The 19,253-nt window shown below is 65.7% G+C and carries 13 protein-coding genes; 11 read left to right on the top strand and 2 right to left on the bottom strand.

Going from position 1 to position 19,253, the window contains the following annotated elements:
- Nucleotides 1-75 precede the first annotated feature (75 nt).
- Nucleotides 76-507 carry an NfeD family protein gene (locus tag OHQ90_RS28680; protein WP_328402704.1) on the top strand — a complete coding sequence of 144 codons (432 nt, stop codon included), beginning with the start codon at nt 76-78 and terminating at the stop codon, nt 505-507.
- The gene (locus tag OHQ90_RS28675) at nt 507-1,775 is read left to right on the top strand and encodes an SPFH domain-containing protein (RefSeq protein WP_328402702.1); all 1,269 of its coding nucleotides are present in this window, start codon (nt 507-509) and stop codon (nt 1,773-1,775) included. Before OHQ90_RS28680 ends, OHQ90_RS28675 begins: the two co-directional genes overlap by 1 nt.
- Nucleotides 1,776-1,843: 68 nt before the next feature.
- Here the strand turns inward: OHQ90_RS28675 and OHQ90_RS28670 are convergent, their stop codons facing one another.
- Entirely contained in the window at nt 1,844-2,410 is a 567-nt protein-coding gene (locus OHQ90_RS28670; RefSeq protein WP_328402700.1) for a TetR/AcrR family transcriptional regulator, read from the bottom strand.
- A gap of 76 nt (nt 2,411-2,486) precedes the next feature.
- Here OHQ90_RS28670 and OHQ90_RS28665 point away from each other — a divergent pair, with 76 nt between their 5' ends.
- Nucleotides 2,487-2,948 (top strand): cupin domain-containing protein, encoded by a 462-nt coding sequence (locus tag OHQ90_RS28665; RefSeq protein WP_328402698.1) that lies wholly within the window; start codon nt 2,487-2,489, stop codon nt 2,946-2,948.
- A gap of 33 nt (nt 2,949-2,981) precedes the next feature.
- On the opposite strand, the gene OHQ90_RS28660 is transcribed toward OHQ90_RS28665, so the two are convergent.
- Complete coding sequence (locus tag OHQ90_RS28660; RefSeq protein ID WP_328402696.1) at nt 2,982-3,539, bottom strand: TetR/AcrR family transcriptional regulator; 558 nt, start codon at nt 3,537-3,539, stop codon at nt 2,982-2,984.
- Nucleotides 3,540-3,692: 153 nt separating this feature from the next.
- Between OHQ90_RS28660 and OHQ90_RS28655 the strand changes: the two genes are divergently transcribed.
- The 8 genes from OHQ90_RS28655 (at nt 3,693) to OHQ90_RS28620 (ending at nt 19,231) form a co-directional block, all read left to right on the top strand.
- Nucleotides 3,693-4,625, top strand: coding sequence for a ParB/RepB/Spo0J family partition protein (locus OHQ90_RS28655; protein ID WP_328402694.1), 933 nt, complete (start codon nt 3,693-3,695; stop codon nt 4,623-4,625).
- Nucleotides 4,626-4,806: 181 nt separating this feature from the next.
- The gene (locus OHQ90_RS28650; RefSeq protein WP_328402692.1) at nt 4,807-6,894 is read left to right on the top strand and encodes an MMPL family transporter; all 2,088 of its coding nucleotides are present in this window, start codon (nt 4,807-4,809) and stop codon (nt 6,892-6,894) included.
- 16 nt (nt 6,895-6,910) lie between these two features.
- Nucleotides 6,911-8,056, top strand: a complete 1,146-nt coding sequence (locus OHQ90_RS28645; RefSeq protein ID WP_328402690.1) for an LLM class flavin-dependent oxidoreductase — start codon at nt 6,911-6,913, stop codon at nt 8,054-8,056.
- A 124-nt stretch (nt 8,057-8,180) separates the two neighbouring features.
- Nucleotides 8,181-14,465: a type I polyketide synthase gene (locus OHQ90_RS28640; protein WP_328402688.1), complete on the top strand. Its 6,285-nt coding sequence runs from the start codon at nt 8,181-8,183 to the stop codon at nt 14,463-14,465.
- Between the two features lie 11 nt (nt 14,466-14,476).
- On the top strand, nt 14,477-15,439 hold the full coding sequence (locus tag OHQ90_RS28635; RefSeq protein ID WP_328402686.1) for an AvrD family protein: 963 nt from the start codon (nt 14,477-14,479) through the stop codon (nt 15,437-15,439).
- A gap of 33 nt (nt 15,440-15,472) precedes the next feature.
- Nucleotides 15,473-16,249, top strand: a complete 777-nt coding sequence (locus tag OHQ90_RS28630; RefSeq protein WP_328402684.1) for an ATP/GTP-binding protein — start codon at nt 15,473-15,475, stop codon at nt 16,247-16,249.
- 9 nt (nt 16,250-16,258) lie between these two features.
- Nucleotides 16,259-16,948, top strand: a complete 690-nt coding sequence (locus OHQ90_RS28625) for a class I SAM-dependent methyltransferase (RefSeq protein ID WP_328402682.1) — start codon at nt 16,259-16,261, stop codon at nt 16,946-16,948.
- Nucleotides 16,949-17,116: 168 nt separating this feature from the next.
- On the top strand, nt 17,117-19,231 hold the full coding sequence (locus OHQ90_RS28620; protein WP_442941198.1) for a glycosyltransferase family 39 protein: 2,115 nt from the start codon (nt 17,117-17,119) through the stop codon (nt 19,229-19,231).
- Nucleotides 19,232-19,253: the final 22 nt, after the last annotated feature.

Genomic DNA, 19,253 nt, shown 5'->3' with positions numbered 1-19,253 from the left:
GCCCGCCCGGTGACGGAGGGCTGATCTTGTGTCTGTCGCGCCCCCAGATGAGGTCCGGACCACTACAGTGGTTTTGTGGCCGCAATTGTTTGGCTGGTCGCGGGGATTCTGCTCGCGGCGGCGGAGATGCTCACCGGAGACCTCACTCTGCTGATGTTGGGTAGCGGCGCGCTCCTCACCGCCGGAATCAGCTTTGCCGCAGACACATCGGTGCTCGTGGACGCGATCGTCTTCGCGGTGGTTTCGATCGTCCTGATGCTGGGGGTGCGGCCGGTTCTGTTGCGGCACTACGGAAAGCCGCCGCTGACGCCGACCAATGTGGACGCGCTGCCCGGCAAGTCGGCACTGGTGCTCGACGCGGTGACCGAGCACAGCGGGCAGGTGAAACTGGGTGGTGAGGTGTGGACCGCCCGGCCGCTGGATCCGACCGAAGAATATCCGGAGGGGACCAAGGTGTTCGTCATGAAGATCGACGGCGCGACCGCCGTCGTCTGGAAGGGGCCGTAATGGCTGTACTGATCGTTGCCGCCGTTCTTGTGCTGCTGGTCGTGGTGGTCGTCTTCAAGTCGATCGCGCTGGTGCCGCAGGCCGAGGCGGCCGTCATCGAGCGGCTCGGACGGTACTCGCGGACGGTGTCCGGCCAGCTGACGTTCCTGGTGCCTTTCGCCGATCGGATCAGGGCGAAGGTGGACCTGCGCGAGCGGGTCGTGTCGTTCCCGCCGCAGCCGGTGATCACCGAAGACAACCTGACACTGCATATCGACACCGTCGTGTACTTCCAGGTGACCAGCCCGCAGGCGGCGGTATACGAGATCAGCAACTACATCGCGGCGGTCGAGCAGCTGACCGTGACGACGCTGCGCAATGTGGTCGGTGGCATGACGCTGGAACAGACGTTGACCTCGCGTGACCAGATCAACGGGCAGTTGCGCGGCGTACTGGACGAGGCGACCGGGCGCTGGGGTCTGCGCGTCGCGCGGGTGGAGCTCAAGAGCATCGATCCGCCGCCGTCGATCCAGGAGTCGATGGAAAAGCAGATGAAGGCCGACCGGGAGAAGCGCGCGATGATCCTCACCGCAGAGGGCACGCGGGAGTCGCAGATCAAGACGGCCGAGGGCACCAAGCAGGCCGCGATTCTCTCCGCCGAGGGCGCCAAGCAGTCGGCGATCCTCGCGGCCGAGGGTGAACGGCAGAGCCGTATTCTGCGTGCCCAGGGTGAACGCGCGGCCTCCTACCTGCAGGCGCAGGGTCAGGCGAAGGCCATCGAAAAGGTCTTCGCCGCTATCAAATCCGGTAAGCCGACACCGGAACTGCTTGCCTACCAATACATGCAGACGCTGCCGCTGGTCGCGCGCGGTGATGCGAACAAGGTGTGGCTGGTGCCGAGCGATTTCGGAAAGGCGCTCGAAGGATTCGCGCAGAACTTCGCCACGAAGGGCGAGGACGGCGTCTTTCGCTACGAGCCCGCGCCGGTCGATGATGTGGCGAGCAAGCCGGAGGACGATTCCGACGTCGCGGGGTGGTTCGACACGGCCCGCGATCCGGCTATCGAACGCGCGGTCCGCGCTGCGGAGGCAGATGCCCGCACGCCGGTCGAAGGCGCTACGCCCGCACCGCGGCGCTCCTACGAACCGTCTCCGCATCAACCGGTGATTCCCGTGCACGAAGCGTTCCCGCCGGATCAGCCACAGCCACCGCAACCCTCGCAGCAATACCGGCCCGACGATCCCCATAGTCGTCCGTGGCAGCAGCCGGATAACAACCCGCAGCAGTAGCTCCGCCTGTCGACCGCCCTGGCGTCCGTCCGGACTCCGGGGCGGTTTTTGTTGTCACCGTGGATGATTCACGACGCACGCAAGCCGTTCATGGCGAGCTCGATGAATCGGGGCCAATCGCCACTGCCGGTGCGGATGGTCGCGGACAACGCGCCGACGAGCATGTAGACATCGGCGACCGTGGCGTCGGCGCGCAGCGTGCCCGCGGCCCGACCGTCGGCGATCAATACCTGTATGGCCGCCTCGAGTTCGGTCAGGGCGGTGCCGCGCGGTTCGGTCCCCGATGTTCCGCGGGCGGCTTCGATGGCGGCCGAGAGTCCGCGGTCGCCTGCAAGCACCTCCCCGACCCTGGTCAGATACAGCTCGAGCCCGCGGCCGAGCTCGGGCTGCCTGCGGCATTCGGTGCGCGCGTATTCGGCCAGCTCGCCGAACCGGTGCTCGGCGGCGGCTTCGACGAGGGCCTGCCGAGTGGGGAAGTGCCGGTAAACGGTGCCGACCCCGACCCCCGCTGCCCGCGCCAACTCTGGCATCTGCACGTCGTCGCCGCGCTCGGCGAACAACGCCCTGGCGGTCTCGAGTAGGCGTAACCGGTTGCGCTGCGCATCTTTTCGGCCGGACGTCGATGGGGTTGACAACGTCTGCACTCCTCAGTGTTAATTGAAACGGAATCGGATTCCGGTTCCAGTATCTCACAGTGGAGGACAGCTTTCCATGTCAGAAGACCGTTTCATCTTTCTCGAACCCACCCAGGTGCGACCGGGGCGCGTGCCGATGCCGCCGGCGTTCGCCGTGAAGGCGATGACCGCCGACACCGAGGGCCGTTTCTCCCTGCTCGAAGTGATTGTCGCCAGGGACATTCCGCGCCACATCCATCACGCGGCCGACGAGGGCATCTACGTCCTCGAAGGCGAACTCGGTATCGACTACGACGACCGCACCTACATCGCGGGCAAAGGCACCTTCACGCTGTTGCCGCGCGGCATTCCGCATGCACTGCGCTGCGTCTCGACGCCGCCGCCGCGCGTTCTGCAGATCTCCTCGCCGGGCGGCTGGGAACACTACCTCGAGGACCTTTTCGAGGCCGGGCCCGCGGTGCTGACCGATGGCCAACTCGACCCGGCGAAGATCAATCCGATTGCCGCCGCCTACGACATTCGGTACGAAGAACGCTGAGGGCATTCCCCCCGCCGCGCCTGCGGGACAGAACTATCCGACGGACTGCATGTTCGCGGTGAGCATCTGGACCGCGGCGCGGCGCAGGTCGCGGCGGGGACGGCGGACATCGAGTTCGGCGATGCAGATCTCGGCGACCATGGCCACTTTGAGCTGAGACGCGGCGTTCGGGTCCGGCCAGCCCACCGCGACCATATCCGGTTGCCCCACCGCGACGAAGATTTCGTGGCGTCTGCGGATCTCCTCGCGCAGATCCGGATCGGTGCGCGCCTGCACCATGAACGCCTCGGTGCCACGCGCATCGAGGCAGGCATCGAGAAAGGCGTCGAGACTCAGACCGACCCGCTCCAGCCCCGGCGGGATGCCGACCAGGGCGGCCATCACCTTCTGCGAGAGGGAGTCGAAGAATCGGCGGTGTAGTGCGATGACATAACTGCGGCGATTGACGAAGTGGCGGTAGAAAGTGCCTTTCGCCATCCCGGCCTCCGCGACCACCGCATTGATCGAAAGGCGTTGTAGCCCCTCGCGTTCCGCCACCACAGTGCCTGCGATCAGCAGTGCCGTACGACCGGGGTCGGCAATGACTGTCATAGTTTCGCACTCTCCCCACTCTTCTTGGAAAGCCTAGTATCGAACACCCCGCGCACATACGCTGTGACCGATCGGTCGGAGCCTAGACGGTTTCGAGACCGTCTGGTCATCGATGACCGTGCCGTTTCTGGGTGACACCCCTGGGGGTTTCGAATGTCCGCTGAGCGAAGTTTTACCGCCGGTGATGTAGTTCCAATCTCGACCAGCGCGCGCTATCTGGTTTCGATCGATCAGTTGTTGCCCGCGGACTCGCCCCGTTCCAATGGCGAGGACCGTAAGCATATCGCCAGGCTCGCTGAGAGCGAGGCCGAACTGCCGCCAATCCTGGTGCACCGCAACACAATGCGTGTCATCGACGGGATGCACCGGTTGCGGGCTGCGCGATTGCGCCAGCAGGACAGGATCGAGGTCGAATTCTTCGACGGCAGTCAGGCCGAGGCCTTTCTTCGCGGCGTCGAGCTGAACACGACGCATGGGCTGCCGCTGACGCTCTCGGATCGAAAGGCGGCGGCCGAGCGCATCATTGATTCGATGCCGGAGCTGTCGGACCGGGCGATCGCGGCCAGCACTGGTTTGTCGGGGAAGACGGTCGCCGCCATTCGAAAGCGTTCGAGTGCGGAAATTCCGCAGTCGAACGTTCGTGTCGGCGCAGACGGACGCCGCAGACCACTTGATCGGACGCAACGCAGGCGGCGGGTGGCCGAGTTGCTCGCCGGCTCGCCCGATATGCCGTTGCGCGCCTTGGCCGCGGCCGCGGAGGTGTCGATCAGCACCGCCCACGCCATCCGAAAGCGATTGCGTGAGATGGATTGTCCGGTCGGCGTCGGCAGTTCCGAACAACCTGATGACGCCTCACTGCTGTTGCAACAGCTCACCCGCGATCCCGCCATGCGGCTGAACCAACAGGGCCGGGATCTGCTGCGCTGGCTGCACACCCACTCGATCCAGCGCGACGTCTGGACCACCCTGATCGCCGCCGTGCCACCACACACCGTGCCGGTCATCACCGAGCTGGCCAGCAAGAACGCCAAAGAATGGCGTGCACTGGCCAGCTACATCGATTCCGCATCTGCTACCGCCGAATAAACACCCGAGCGCAATTCGCCGGAACGCCCCGAGATCTAACGAGGTAATCGTCATGCTTGTTGGTGTCGCACACTTTGCGTCACGTCGGCCGCGTTCAATTCTCTATGGGGCCTTGTTGATCGGAATTGTCTGTGTTGCACTCGGCTGGAATGCGCCTGCGCACTTGAAATCGGGTGGCTTCGTGCCGCCGAACACCGAGTCGACGCAAGTCGCGGCACTACTGAATCGCAGTTTTCCGGGCGCAGCGCCGAATATCGTGCTCTTGGTCAGCGCACCGGAGGGCATCGATGGCCCCGCGGCACGGTCGGTCGGCGAACGACTATCGAAGGACCTGCACGGGCGCGGCGACATCGACGCCGTGCAGTCGTACTGGGAACTACCCGTCGACCTGAGGCAGGCGTTGCGCAGCACCGATGACCGCAGCGGCCTGATACTTGCCCACGTCAACGGCAACGACACCGACGCGCCGAAGCGGGCGGGCAGGATCGCCGAACAGCTCGCCGGCGAAACCGACGGCGTCACGGTCCGAGCAGGCGGCCAGGCGGTCGCACTCGACCAAATGAGCCACCAGATCATCAAGGATCTCCTGGTCACCGAGGCAATTGCCGTGCCGCTGACCGGGTTGGCGCTGATGCTGGTATTCGGCAGCGTGATCGCGTCGATGATTCCGCTCGCTGTCGGTGTCTTCAACATCTTCGCGACGCTGCCGATTCTGCGGCTGCTCTCCGAGATCGGTGATGTGTCGATCTTCGCGTTGAACATGATGAGCGCACTGGGTTTCGCGGTCGCGATCGATTCGAGCCTGTTCATGGTCAGCAGATTCCGTGAGGAACTCGCCGGTGGCCGCGACACGACGGCAGCCGTGCTGCGTACCGTACAGACGGCGGGCCGCACCGTATTGTTTTCCGGCCTCGTCGTGGCGCTGTCGCTGTCCACGTTGCTGGTGTTCCCGCTGTATTTCCTGCGTTCGCTGGCCTACGCCGGGTTGGCTGTGCTCGCGGCGGCTGTGTTCACCACGTTGCTGCTCGTGCCCGCAGCGCTGGCGGTACTCGGACCGCGGGTGAACCTGTTCGATCTGCGAATCCCGTTGCGTCGCCTGTTGCGTCGCCCGCCGCCGGTCGCCGTCGATCCGGCCGCGAGTCGTTGGTACCGCGCGGTGACCGTGGTGATGCGTTATCCCGTGGTTGCCGCAGCGGCCGTGATCGCCGTGCTGCTGGTGCTCGGCGCGCCGTTCGTGTCGATCCGATTCGGATCTGCCGACGACCGGGTGATTGCCGGGGCATCCAGCCACGAGGTCGGGGATGCGCTGCGCACCGACTTCCGTGAAAATGCCATGGCAGGCGTGCTCGTTGCGCTGCCCGGCTACCACGGGCCCACCGAATCGATCGGTGTCTACGCCGCACAGCTGTCGCGTGTCGACGGTGTCACCTCGGTGGTCTCGGCCGCTGGTACCTACATCGGCGGCGCGCGCCTGGCCTCCGCGTTGCCCGATATGGCCGATGGCGCGGGCACCTATCTCCGGATCGGCACTCGGCTCGATCCCTATTCGCCTGCGGGCATCGACCAGTTGGACCGGATTCGAGTGGTGGGCGCCCCGGGGCCGGCCCGCTTCGGCGGCGCCGCGGCGGAGAACGTCGATTCGCTGCATGCTCTCGGTGCGAAGGTTCCCCTGGCGATTGCGCTGATCGCACTGTCCACGTTCGTGGTGCTGTTCCTCTTCACCGGCAGCGTCGTGCTGCCGGTCAAAGCGCTGGTGCTCAACACACTGTCGTTGTCGGCGACTTTCGGCGCGATGGTATGGATCTTTCAGGAAGGGCATCTGGCCGGACTCTTCGGTTTCGCTCCGACCGGCTATCTCGTGCCGACCATGCCGATTCTGATGTTCTGCATCGCTTTCGGTGTGTCGATGGACTACGAGGTGTTCCTGCTCTCGCGCATCCGTGAGGACTGGCTGTCGTTCGGCGACAACACGCATGCCGTGGCCATGGGCGTGGCGCGGACCGCGCGCATCTTCACGGCCGCCGCCTGCCTGATGGCCATCGCCTTCGCCGGGATGGTGACCTCGCACGTGTCGTTCATCCAATTGTTCGGCCTCGGATTGACGCTGGCGGTGCTGTCGGACGCCACCTTGATCCGTGGCGTGCTCGCGCCCGCGCTGATGCGGCTGATGGGCGCCGCCAACTGGTGGGCGCCGCGACACCTCGCGACTCTGCACGAACGCATCGAAATCTCCGAGACCAGCGTCGATCTCGAGCCAGTAGCCAAATGATCGAACAGGACACGACATGGCGAAATTTCGCACCGGCGTCATGGATTCGGGTGTCTACACCCGGTTTTCGCCCGACCTGCAATTCCGCGGCAGCCGCTCCTTGGCGATGGCAGGCGGCGCGGACTCGCTGTGGGTGACCGACCATCTGCCCTCCATCCTGCCCGCATCGATCTGGAACCCGAGGCACGTCGGCATCACCAGGCTTGCACCGCACGCCGACGGGATCTATGAACCATGGACCGCGCTCGGCTATCTCGCCGCGCAGAACCGGCTGGCGCGGATGCGACTCGGGGTCGGCGTCACCGATGCGGGCAGACGCAATCCGGCGGTGACCGCACAAGCCGCGGCGACGCTGCACCAATTGAGTAGGGGCCGGGCGATTCTCGGCATCGGCACCGGCATCCGCGACAACAACGAGCCCTACGGTGTGGACTGGAAAGCGCCGGTGGCGCGCTTCGAGGAAGCGCTGGCGACCATCCGGGCGCTGTGGGATTCGCACGGCAGCTTGGTCACTCGGGAGTCGGCGCACTTCCCGTTGCGGGACGCCGTCTTCGATATTCCACCGTATCGCGGCACCCGGCCCGAGATCTGGGTCGCGGCGGGCGGCCCCCGAATGTTGCGCGCCGCAGGACGATACGCCGACGTGTGGTTCCCTGGCTTCGCGCAACAGCCACAGGATTACCGGCAGCGGCTCGAGCAGGTTCGCAGCGCGGCATCCGATGCAGGCCGCGATCCGATGGCGGTCGACGCCGCCGCGGTGTTCAGCGTGCTCACCGGTGCGCGACAGTCCGATGTCGACGAGCTGACCGACAGTGTCGGGGCGCGGGCGCTCACCTTGTGTGCCCCTGGCGAGATGTGGACAAGGCACGGCGCCACCCATCCGATGGGCGCGGATTTCGCCGGGCTGCAGGACCTCATTCCGCAGACCTTGGACGAACCGGCCGTGCTCGAATACATAGAAAAAGTCCCGCGGTCGCTGGTGCATGAATTCTGCCTGACCGGGACACCGGACGAAGTGATCGATCAGCTTGCCGAATGGCGCGACAACGGCCTGCGTTATGCCGTGCTCATGAACCTGAGTGCAATTCATCCGAAAATGCGAAGCGGGATGTTGTCGAATGCGCCGCTCGTATCGATCTTGCGCAGGCTGAAACGCTTCTAATGCGACAAGATTGACGGCTGATCCACCCCGTGAATACGATGGGTATCGCGAGCGAAGAGGCTCGATCGATATTTATGCTGCGGGTGGGTTCGGCATATCTAATTTCCGTAGACCAGGAGTGATAATGGTCGACATTGCAATTGTGGGTATCGGCTGCCGATTTCCCGGCGGCGTATTCGACCCGGAGAGCTACTGGAATTTTCTCCTTGCAAAGGGTGACGGCATCGTCGATATTCCGGTGGATCGCTGGAGTATCGAGAAGTACTATGACCCGGACCCGGACGCGCCAGGCCGGATGTACACCAGGCGCGGCGGTTTCCTCACCCAACCACTATGGGATTTCGATGCCGATTTCTTCGGCATCGCCCATCGGGAGGCCGCCATCCTGGACCCGCAGCAGCGGCTGCTGCTGGAGGTGACCTGGGAGGCGCTCGACGACGCGGGGATGGCCGGGCGGGTGTCCGGCCATTCCGTCGGCGTCTACATCGGCGGATTCATTCTCGACAACGTGCTCGGCCGCAGTGGTCCGCTGGTGCGGGAGGCCATCACGAATCACACCGCGATGAGCGCCTCACACACCCTGCTGTCGAACCGCATCTCATATCTGCTCGACCTGCACGGACCCAGCCTGACGGTAGACACGGCGTGCTCATCGTCACTGGTCGCCACGCACTTGGCGGTCCAGGCGATCACGAACGGTGAATGCGAGATGGCACTGGCCGGCGGCGCCAACACCATGCTGCAACCGGAGACGTTCATCTCCATGTGCAAAGGTCGCTTCCTCGCCGTCGACGGCCGTTGCAAGACCTTCGACGCGGCCGCCGACGGATACGGCCGTGCGGAGGGCGCGGGCGCGGTGCTGCTGAAGTCGTTGGATGCGGCTCAACGCGATAACGACCGCATCTACGCGGTCATCCGCGCGACAGGGGTCAACCAGGACGGTCGCACGATCGCCATCCCGGTGCCGAATCCCATTGCCCAGGAACAACTTGCGCGGCAGGTCCGCGAGGACGCCGGCATCGCGGGGCACGAGGTGAGCTATCTGGAAGCGCACGGCACCGGCACCGCAGTGGGCGACCCGATCGAATTGACGGCGCTGGGGGCGGTATACGGCGCGGTGGACGGCCGCAGCGAACCGGTGCCGGTCGGCTCGGTGAAGAACAACTTCGGGCACACCGAGGCGGCAGCCGGCGTTGCGAGCCTCATCAAGGCGGCGCTGACGCTGCACCACCGCACCGTGGCGCCGCAATGCTCGCTCGATACGCCGAACCCGGATATCCCCTTCGGCGAGCTACAGCTGCGCGTGCCGCTGGCTGCCGAGCCGTTGCCCGCGGCACCCGGGAAGGGCATCGTCGCGGTCAACGGATTCGGGTATGGCGGCACCAATGCACACGTCGTGCTCGGTGAGGCGCCGCAGCCGGTAGCCGCACCCGAGGACGAGCGTCCGGTACTGCGCGTGCTGCCGGTCTCCGGACGTGGCGAGGCCGCCGTGCGGACGCTCGCGGGCGAGGTGGCGTCGGCGCTGGCGGAGCAGCCCATCGAGACGGTCACGGCGGCGGCATGGACCCGCCGCGCCCATCACCCGCTGCGCGTCGGATTCGCCTACGAGAATGCCGAGGATCTGCGCGCCCAGCTGGCCGCTTTTGCCGCGGGCGAGGGTCGCGCACCGAGCCGGATCATCGGCGACGGGGAGGTCGAGCCGGTCTTCGTGTTCAGCGGCATGGGTCCGCAGTGGTGGGGGATGGGCCGTGAATTGCTCACCACCGAATGCACTTTCGCGAGGGTGGCGCGCGAGATCGATCGTGAGTTCGTCGCGGTGGCGGGCTGGTCGATCCTCGACGAGATACTCGCCGCCGAGGCCGATTCGCGCATTATGCAGACCGCGTACGCCCAGCCCGCCAACTTTCTGTTGCAGGCGGCGCTGGCCGCCGAACTCGCCGACTACGGCATCTATCCGTCGGTGGTAGTCGGTCACAGCGTCGGTGAGGTCGCCGCCGCGTACGTCTCCGGTGCGCTGTCGCTGCGCGACGCGGTGACCGTCAGCTATCACCGATCCCGTTTGCAGGCCGTGACGGCGGGCACCGGCGGCATGCTCGCCGTCGGCATGTCCGAGGCCGACGCGCGCGAGCTGCTCGCGCGCACCGAGGGCATCTCGATCGCCGCGGTCAACAGTCCCGGCTCGATCACCCTCGCAGGCGACAGCCAGGACCTGGAGATGCTGCGCGACATGCTGGCCTCCACCGGCGTCTTCGCGCGGACCCTGCGGGTCGAGGTGCCCTATCACAGCCACCTCATGGACCCGATCCTCGACGAGCTGCGTGCCGAATTGGCCTCGCTCGCACCGCGGGATGCGAAGGTTACCACCTATTCCACCGTGACGGCGGACGAGATCACGGGCGACACCTGGACAGGCGATTACTGGTGCCGCAATGTTCGTGAGCCCGTCCGGTTCGCCGACGCCATCGGTGCGTTGGTCGACGCTGGGCATCGGGTGTTTCTCGAGGTCGGGCCGCACCCGGTGCTCAGCGGCAACATCCGGGAGATGCTGATCCAGCGCGGCGTGGTCGGCGCGGCGGTGACCACGCTGGCGCGTGACCGGCGCGACCGCCAGCATGTGCTGCGCGCGGTGGCCGATCTGTATGTCGCGGGCTCGCTGGACGGTTCGTCGATCCCGGGCCGGCCCGCCTCGGTGGTCGGGCACGTCGATCTGCCCGCCTACCCGTGGCAGCGCAAGCGCATCTGGCACGACGAGCCGGTCACGTTGCTCGATCGGCTCGGCACACCGGACAGTCGTGCGTTACTCGGTGACCCAACCTCGGCAGTGTCGTCGGAATGGGAAGTGCAGCTTTCGGTTTCGCGTCTGCCCTGGCTGGCCGACCATGTCGTGGATGGTTACGTGGTGCTGCCGGGTGCCGCCTATCTGGATGCCGCGCTCAGCGCCGCGATCGAGCGCACCGGCCGCACGAGTGCAGGACTGGAGTCGGTGGAATTCGTCGCGCCGCTGGTGATCGACGAGCACGATGTGCCGGTGCTGCGGGTGACCGTCGAGGAATCGACGCGCCGCTTCATGATCCGCTCGCGTTCGGCTGATACCGTGAACTGGACATTGAACGCCCACGGCCGACTGATCGAGGCCGATTTCGAGCCGGCGCTCGAGAACATCGGCGCACCGGCGGACGCTACGGTCATCGCGGGTCCGGATCTCTACCGCGCTCTGGCTTCTCGCGGGCTCGACTACGGGCCCGCCTTCCAGCGCATCGTGTCAGCCGTCGTCGGTAGAGACGCTGTCGTCGCGTCACTGGCGCCCATCGAGGTCGCCCACCGGCATCTTGCCCACCCGGCCATCGTCGATGCGGCATTGCAGTGCGTTGCCGCACTGGCCGCCGGTCCGGCGGCGGATTCCGATGTCGCCATCGTGCCTGCCTCGATCGCGGGCGTGCGGTGGCTCGGCGAGCTGCCCGAGCGCGCCAGGGTGGTGGCGACCAGGCATGGCAGCGATCCGCTGCGCGCCGATATCGTGATCGTCGGCGAGCACGGCGAGGTCGCGATGCGGCTGACCGGAGTCGAGTTCCGTCCGGTCAGCGCGGCGGTCGATATTTCACATCAATTGGAACAGGTTTTCTACCAACCGATCTGGGAGATAATCGAGCCGGAGCTACCCGTCGAACAGCCCGAATCCGATGAGGTCGTCGTCACCGTCTGTGTCGGCCCCGACGCCGCCGATCGCGCGGTCGCGCTGCTGGGGGATCGGTCCGATCGGACCGTTGTGATCACCGACCCCGCCGGCGACGGCACCGACGAACAGCTGCGACTTGCGCTGCGCACCGACGGGGCAATCGCCGGACCACGGATCCGGGTGGTCGTTGTCTTCGACACCGAATTTGCCGCCGCTCAGAACGTTTACTGGCTGGCCCGAATCGCGAACGCCGTCGAGGATCTGCGCGTCGACGACGAGGCGGTACAAATTCGCGGTGTCCTGGTCACCGAACAGGCACTGTGCACGCCCGCAGATTCCTCGGCCCGAATCCGCCACGGCGCGTTGATCGGCGCGCGCCGGGCACTGCTCAACGAGCAGCCAGTAGCGCGGTGGCGGCTGATCGATCTGGACGGAACCGCAGGGCAGCCTGCCGCGGATCTGATTCTGGCGGAGGACATCGTCGATGAGATCGCGGTGCGCGGTGACGCGCACTGGGCCGTGCGGCTCGAGCAGAACCTCGCGTCCTACCTCGAGCAGCGCGAGCAGACCGGACCGCTGTCGAAGCCCGAGCAATCCTTCGAGGTGGAGATCCCCAGGTCCCGGCTGATGTCGGATCTGGCGCTGCGTGAAACCGACCGGGTCGCGCCCGGACCCGGCGAGATCGAGATCCGGATGGATGCCGTCGGACTGAACTACAAGGACGCCATGAAGATCATCGGCGTTCTCACCGAAAAGGAGCTCGGCGAAACCTATTTCGGAATGACAGTGGGTATGGAGGGCTCCGGTCTGGTCGAACGGATCGGGCCGGACGTCGCCGATATCGCCGTCGGCGACCGGATGATGGTGTGTGCGGGCGACATCCTGCGCAAGTACGTCACGATGCCCGCCGACGCGGGCGCGACGCTGCCGCATCCGCTTGCGCCCGGCGAATACTACGACCCGTTGACCTGCGGTTCTGGATTGCCTTTCCTGACAGCCGAATTCGGTCTGCGCACGCTGGCCAAGCTGCAACCGGGTGAGACCGTGCTGATTCATGGCGCTGCGGGCGGCATGGGCATGGCCGCGGTACAGGTCGCATTGAATATCGGCGCGCGGGTGATCGCGACGGCGGGCACGCCGGAACGACGCGAGCACGTGCGGTCGGTGGGTGCGCACGAGGTGCTGAACTCGCGGTCGGCCGATTTCGTCGACGACATCGCGCAACTGACCGGCGGGCGTGGCGTGGACGTGGTCTACAGCTCGGCGCCGGGGGAGATCCTGCAGCAGAACTTCCGTGTCGCAGCGGAATTCGGCCGGATCATCGACATCGGCAAAGCTGATATATACACCGGCGGCGTCATCGATCTCGGGCCGTTCGACCGCAACCTCACCTTTACCGCTGTCGACATGGATCGGGCGCTCGCGCACGATCCGGAGATTCTGCGCAGGCCGATGCGGATCACCCAGCAGGCCCTGCGCGACGGCACTTACCAATACCTGCCCTACACCGCCTATCCGCTGGCGGAACTCGTCGCCGCGTTCGAGTCGGTAGCGAGGGCGGATCAGGTCGGCAGGGTGGTAGTGGACTTCCGCGAGGATCAACCGGCGGTGCGGCCGAAGCTGGAATATCCGCGGATCGACCCTGCCGCAAGCTATCTCGTGACGGGAGGATTCGGCGGCTTCGGTCTTGCCACGGCCCGCTGGCTGGTTCGGGAGGGGGCACGCAGGCTGGTGCTCGCGGGGCGCGGTGGTGCGGCCAGCCCACAGGCCCGCGCCCAGATCGCCGAATTCACCGAAGCAGGGGTCGAAGTGATCGAGGAGCGCCTCGACATTTCCGACTATGACGCCACAGTCGGTCTCATTGCCAGGATCGACGGCGCGGCCGGGCCGTTGCGCGGCATCTTCCACGCCGCCGGGGTGGTCAACAATCTGCCCATTCCGCAGATCACGCGCGAGTCCGTCGATGACCTGTTCGCCAAGGTGCGCGGCGCCGAGAATCTCGACCGGGCCACCGATGCGGTCGGAGTCGAGCTCGACATATTCGTGCTGTACTCCTCGATCAGCGCACTCGGCTGCATCACTCCGCAGATCGGTTACGCCGCAGCCAATGCCGCGCTCGACGCGCTTGCGGCCAACCGGCGCGGCCGAGGCGCGGCCGCGCTGTCGGTGAACTGGGGCTTCATGAGTGGCGGCGGGATGGCCGACACCACCGAGGCCCTGGTCGAGTACGTCAAGATGCTCGGCTTCCTCCCCATCGACATGGACAGGGCAACCACGCTGCTGCGTGAATGTCTGTCACTCGACACCGCGCAGGCCGCGGTGGCCGATATCGATTGGGAGGTGTGGTCACGCGGCGCTCGGCCTTCCACCGACACCCACCGGTTCCGCCAACTGCTCGCCGAGATCGGCGTCGGTGGCGCATCGGGCGGCACGCTGCGTACCGAGATCCTCACCTTGCCGACCGAGCAGCGGGTCGATTTCATCGCGCAGCGGCTCGCTGACCAACTCGCGGTGGTGCTCGGCGTGGAGACCGACACCATCAATATCGACGAGCCGGTCACCGACCTCGGTATGGACTCGTTGATGGCGATGGAATTCGGCGCCCGCACCGAAAAGGCGCTCGACCTCAAGATTTCCGCGCTCGAGATCAGCAGGGGCCTGTCGCTGCGCGGTCTCGGGACCAAAATTGTCAGCCAATTCGAGACGCCCGGCGACGAGCCGGTCGCGGCCTGAAAGGACGCGGCATGTCCACCGAACTGATCGCATTCGACACCATCGACGCCGTATTGGGCCACCGGGAGGGCCGCTTCTTCGGCGAGGGCTACAAGCGAATTGCCCACCACATCTTCGATATCGCGTTGGATCACGACCCGGCAGGCCGGCCACGACTCACGGCCTCGGCCGGCGTGACCTATCCGCTCGACTGGTCGCAGAAGAGCTCCCGGGTGCTGGACCCGCATCTGAGCAGCATCGATTGCTCGATCTTCGGCTACCGCCTGCTCGAGGTCATTCTGCGGGAGTTCTGCGGACTGACCGTGGGCGAAATCCGGTCGTCGTGGCTGTCCTACATCCAATTCAGCAGCGGCACTGCGGCGACCGAATCGCTCGACCAGTTCCGGATCGTCGCAACCGTCACCGCGGTCGGGGATTCCTCGATCACCGTCACCAGCGAGTTAGGTGCCGCCATGGCGTTGGAAGCGACTGTCACGCTACCGGTCACACCGCGATTACGAACCATGGAGCCACGCACCGTGCTCGAAGAAGGGCACGGATATTTTCACGGCGCGGTCTATCAGCGCGGTCAATACCTGCGCAATGTCGTGATAGCCAATGCGGAAAGCCGGGCCGGCGCCGAATTCGAACTGGTGGAGCAGGATTCGCCAGGAGGCGGGCGCGGCGTCGCCGATGCCTATCAGCCGTCGGTCACGCTGGTCGACGCGACGGTGATCCTGGCGCAGCTGTCCCAAGTCCTGCTCTACGAACTGGACAATATCGCCCGCAAGGACAGCGAAACGCTGTGGATGCGACGGATGACTGCCCGGGCCGCGGCTGCGCCGCCGCCCTACGAGCCCGGCTCGGCATCGACACAGATGGTGCGGTCGATGATTCTCACCTTCGGCGGCGGCGATTGGCGAATATCCACCTGGGAAGCGGATTTCGCGGGTTGCGAGATCCGATACGACCTGGCCCACCGACTTCCCGCGTAGTTCGCGGAACCTGTTCTCCGAGAAAGGCATCCCATGTCGGGAATCAATTATCGACGCATCGTGATCTCCGGAACCTATTCCACCGGGAAGACCACCACTTCGACCGCGCTATCCTTGCTGACCGGCATTCCCCGGGTCGACGCCTCGTCGGCACGCGAGGTGGTCACCGAACTGTATCCGGGTATGCGGTTCCAGGATCTGAGCACCACCGAACTCATGGCGCTCGGCTTCCGGCGCCTGGAACTGCGGATCCAGGCCGAGGCCATCCTGGATGCCGAGGGCGGATTCATCGCCGACGGCTCCGTGCTCAACGAGTGGATCTATGGCACCACCCGGCTGATCACCGGCCCCAATCCCGGTTCGGCGCGATGGCACAAGGTGCTGAAGAACACCATCACCCTGCCCGGTCGGCCGTTTTATCGCCGCTATCTGAATGCCTACGGGGACATGGCAAGACAGCGCGCCAGGCAGAACTACGACATCTTCTTCCACCTCCCGGTGGAGGTGCCGATGGATCCGGACGGCCATCGCCCGGTCGACGAGCGCTACCGCGCCCTTTCCGATCAGAAGCTGCTGCATGCGATCAGTGAACTCGGCCAGCCCGTGGTGACCGTGCGCGGCACCCCGGAGCAGCGGCTGGAATCGATCATGAAGGTACTGGACATTCCCACTGTGATGGATATCGATGTCGCGGTGAAGGAGGCGATGGAAATCGTGCGCTCCAGCCGGGAGCGGGTCCAGGAAGCGATCATCGCGCAGCAGGAACTCCCCACCCTTGCCAAGAAGATCAAGTTCGCTACCCGCGTTTAGGAGAAAACCATGACCGTTCTGTTGGATAAGACCAAGCGCTACAACCCGATCGACTCCTGGTTCTACGACAACTTCATCTCCGACGCGGTCCGTGATATGACCCCGACACTGTTCGACGACGTCGCCGCCGAATTGAAGGACAAGGCACAGGTCCTCGATGTCGGTTGCGGCGGTGGACAACTCGCGGTCGGCCTGGCTACTGCCGGCAAGCACTTGCAGCTCAGCGGCATCGATTTGTCGCCGCAGCAGGTCCGGCGCGCCCAGAAGCGCGGGGCGCCGCTCGGCGGTCGCATCCAGTTCCGGCAGGGTTCGGCGATGGATCTGCCCTTCGCGGACAACAGCTTCGACGCCGTCCTCAGTTCCGGGTCGATCAAGCATTGGCCGGATCAGCGCAAGGGCCTGTCGGAAATGATCCGGGTGCTGCGTCCGGGCGGTCTGCTGCTGATCATCGAGGCCGACCGTGGCTGCACCTTCGAGGATGCCCAAGGGTTCGTCGATCGGTGGCGGCTGCCGCGTCCGATGGCGCGTGCCTGCCTGCCGTTCTTCCGTACCTACATCGCTGGTTACGGTCTCGATCTGGAGGACGGACGGCAGCTCGTCGAGGATCTGCCGGTCGCAGGTGCGACGGTCGAACGCATCGCGGGCGAGCCGGGGATCCAGATCACCGCACGAAAAGTCGAGGTAGTGCAGCCGGTCTAGCCGCGTAGCGACAGACAGCGCAGGAGACGACCCGGAGTTCCGAACGGAACTCCGGGCGTTGCCTGTTGCTGATTCGGCAGGCGTCACCGAGGTGGCGGCGGTGACACTCACAGGAAACTGACAGCCGGTACACAGCGGACGTGATCCTGGGGTACCGAGAATTCCGCTGTGACCAATGCCGCTGAGACGTCGATCAATGCCGATGGTGCGAGTTTGGTGGAGACAGCGGAGCAGAGATCGTCGCCGGGGGACCGCAGGTACTCCGGGTTGTCCGATCGGGCATGGGAATGCCTCGGGTTGGCGACGCTGCTGGTGGGGACCGGCGTCGTGTACCTATGGAACATCACCGTCAACGGCATGGGGAATGGGTTCTATGCGGCGTCGGCGCAGGCCGGGGCCGAGAATTGGAAGGCGCTGCTGTTCGGGTCGTTGGACCGTGGCAACTTCATCACCGTTGACAAACCACCGGTGTCGCAGTGGGTGATGGGGTTGTCCGGGCAGCTGTTCGGATTCTCCAGCGCGAGCATGTTGGTGCCGCAGGCATTGATGGCGGTGGCCGCGGTGGCGCTGCTGTACGGCGCGGTCGCTCGGGTGAGCGGGCGCGGAGCCGGACTGCTTGCGGGAGCGTCGCTCGCGTTGATGCCGGTGGCCGCCATGATGTTTCGGTTCAACAATCCGGACGCCGTCATGGTGCTGCTGATGACTGCGGGCGCCTACTGCACGATTCGGGCCCTGTCGCGGGCAGGCGCCGGGTGGCTTGCCCTTGCCGGGGTTGCGCTCGGCTTCGCCTTTCTCGCGAAGATGCTCGAGGGCCTGATGGTGTTGCCCGCATTGGGGATTGCCTATCTGCTCGCCGCGCCGACCACTCTCGGCAAGCGAATACTGCACCTGCTCGGTGCTGCCGCCACGCTCGTTGCGTCGTCCGGGTGGTATGTCGCGTTGACGATGTTGTGGCCCAAGGATTCTCGCCCCTACATGGCTGGTTCCACGGATGACACCTTCATGGACCTGGTGTTCGGCTACAACGGGTTGCAACGTATCCAGGGCCGCGACGGCGGAGCCGGGCGAGCTGGTATGCCTGCTGGTGTCGAGCCGCAGGAAGCCTATCCCGGGCGCGGGGGCTCCGGATTCGGTGGTGTCGGCTCGCACGCGGGCGGCGCCCGACTGTTCACCGGTGAAATCGGATTCGAGATCAGCTGGCTCATTCCCGCGGCGCTGCTCGCCTGCGTATTGGTGTTGATGGCCCGTGGTCGTCGTCCGCGCACCGATCTCGTCCGAGCGGGTGCGGTCGTCTTCGGCGTTTGGTTGGTCGTGGACGGCGTCGTCTTCAGCTACATGAACGGTGGCATGCACGCCTACTACACCCTCGCGATAGCGCCCGCGATCGCCGGACTGTTCGGGCTCGGTGTGCTCGAAATGTGGCGGCTGCGCGATCGCACCCTCGGTCGGTACGGCTCCGCGGCACTGATTCTCGCGAGTGGTGGCTGGGGTTTCATACTGCTACAGCGCAATTCGGATTGGTTGCCGTTACTGCGATGGGCGGTTCTCGCCGCTACGATTGTTGCCGCCGTCGGCGTTGTCGCCACCTCGTGGTCTGGGCTGCGCCGCTTCTCGACCGTGCTGATCGCCTTTGGTGTCCTCGCAGGGCTCGGCGGCACGTCGGCATACGCGGCGGCAACGTTGGGGCAGGCGCACACCGGTGGCAGCCCCGTCGTCGGCCCTGCCGAGCCGGGACGAAGGGGTTCCGGCGGCTACCCGGGTGCAGACGCGGCGAGCCCACAATTGGACGCGATGCTGCGAGCCACCACGACGCGATGGTCCGCGGCCATCGATCACTCCTCGCCCGCGGCCGCGCTCGAATTATCCAGCGACACTGCGGTAATGGCCATCGGTGGCTTCAAGAACGACCCCACACCGACGCTCGGCGAGTTCCAGGACTATGTGAAGAAGGGCGAGGTCACCTACTACATCGTGATGCCGCCTCGGAACTTCCGAACCGAGCCAGGGCAGCAACCGGCACCGGATCAGCGGCCGGCAGCCGGCCGAGATCCGGCGCAGGGCCAAGGGTCTGCACTCGGTGCAGGGCAAACGACGGACCAGGGCCCCGCATCGAACCAAGAGGCAGTGTTGGGCGAGGGGCAGACCTCGGGCCGGCAGCCGGGATCGGGCCGGGGCGGATCACAGAGCAGCGGGCACGCTGACATCGCGGAATGGGTCGGGGCTACTTTCACGCCGACCTCGGTAGGCAACGCCACCGTCTACAACCTGTTGCAGCCCAAGTAGCCCGGTTGCCACCGCCGCCGCA

The sequence above is a fragment of the Nocardia sp. NBC_00403 genome (assembly GCF_036046055.1).
Taxonomy (GTDB): Bacteria; Actinomycetota; Actinomycetes; order Mycobacteriales; family Mycobacteriaceae; genus Nocardia.
The sequence above is the reverse complement of the archived record's forward strand: the minus strand, read 5'-3'. Positions and strand labels throughout refer to the sequence as shown.

Bases quoted from the DNA above. Each gene is read 5' to 3' on its own strand.
- OHQ90_RS28675 (WP_328402702.1), top strand. From the start codon at position 507: ATGGCTGTACTGATCGTTGCCGCCGTTCTTGTGCTGCTGGTCGTGGTG.
- OHQ90_RS28665 (WP_328402698.1), top strand. From the start codon at position 2,487: ATGTCAGAAGACCGTTTCATCTTTCTCGAACCCACCCAGGTGCGACCG.
- OHQ90_RS28660 (WP_328402696.1), bottom strand. From the start codon at position 3,539: ATGACAGTCATTGCCGACCCCGGTCGTACGGCACTGCTGATCGCAGGC.
- OHQ90_RS28655 (WP_328402694.1), top strand. From the start codon at position 3,693: ATGTCCGCTGAGCGAAGTTTTACCGCCGGTGATGTAGTTCCAATCTCG.
- OHQ90_RS28645 (WP_328402690.1), top strand. From the start codon at position 6,911: ATGGCGAAATTTCGCACCGGCGTCATGGATTCGGGTGTCTACACCCGG.
- OHQ90_RS28640 (WP_328402688.1), top strand. From the start codon at position 8,181: ATGGTCGACATTGCAATTGTGGGTATCGGCTGCCGATTTCCCGGCGGC.
- OHQ90_RS28635 (WP_328402686.1), top strand. From the start codon at position 14,477: ATGTCCACCGAACTGATCGCATTCGACACCATCGACGCCGTATTGGGC.
- OHQ90_RS28630 (WP_328402684.1), top strand. From the start codon at position 15,473: ATGTCGGGAATCAATTATCGACGCATCGTGATCTCCGGAACCTATTCC.
- OHQ90_RS28625 (WP_328402682.1), top strand. From the start codon at position 16,259: ATGACCGTTCTGTTGGATAAGACCAAGCGCTACAACCCGATCGACTCC.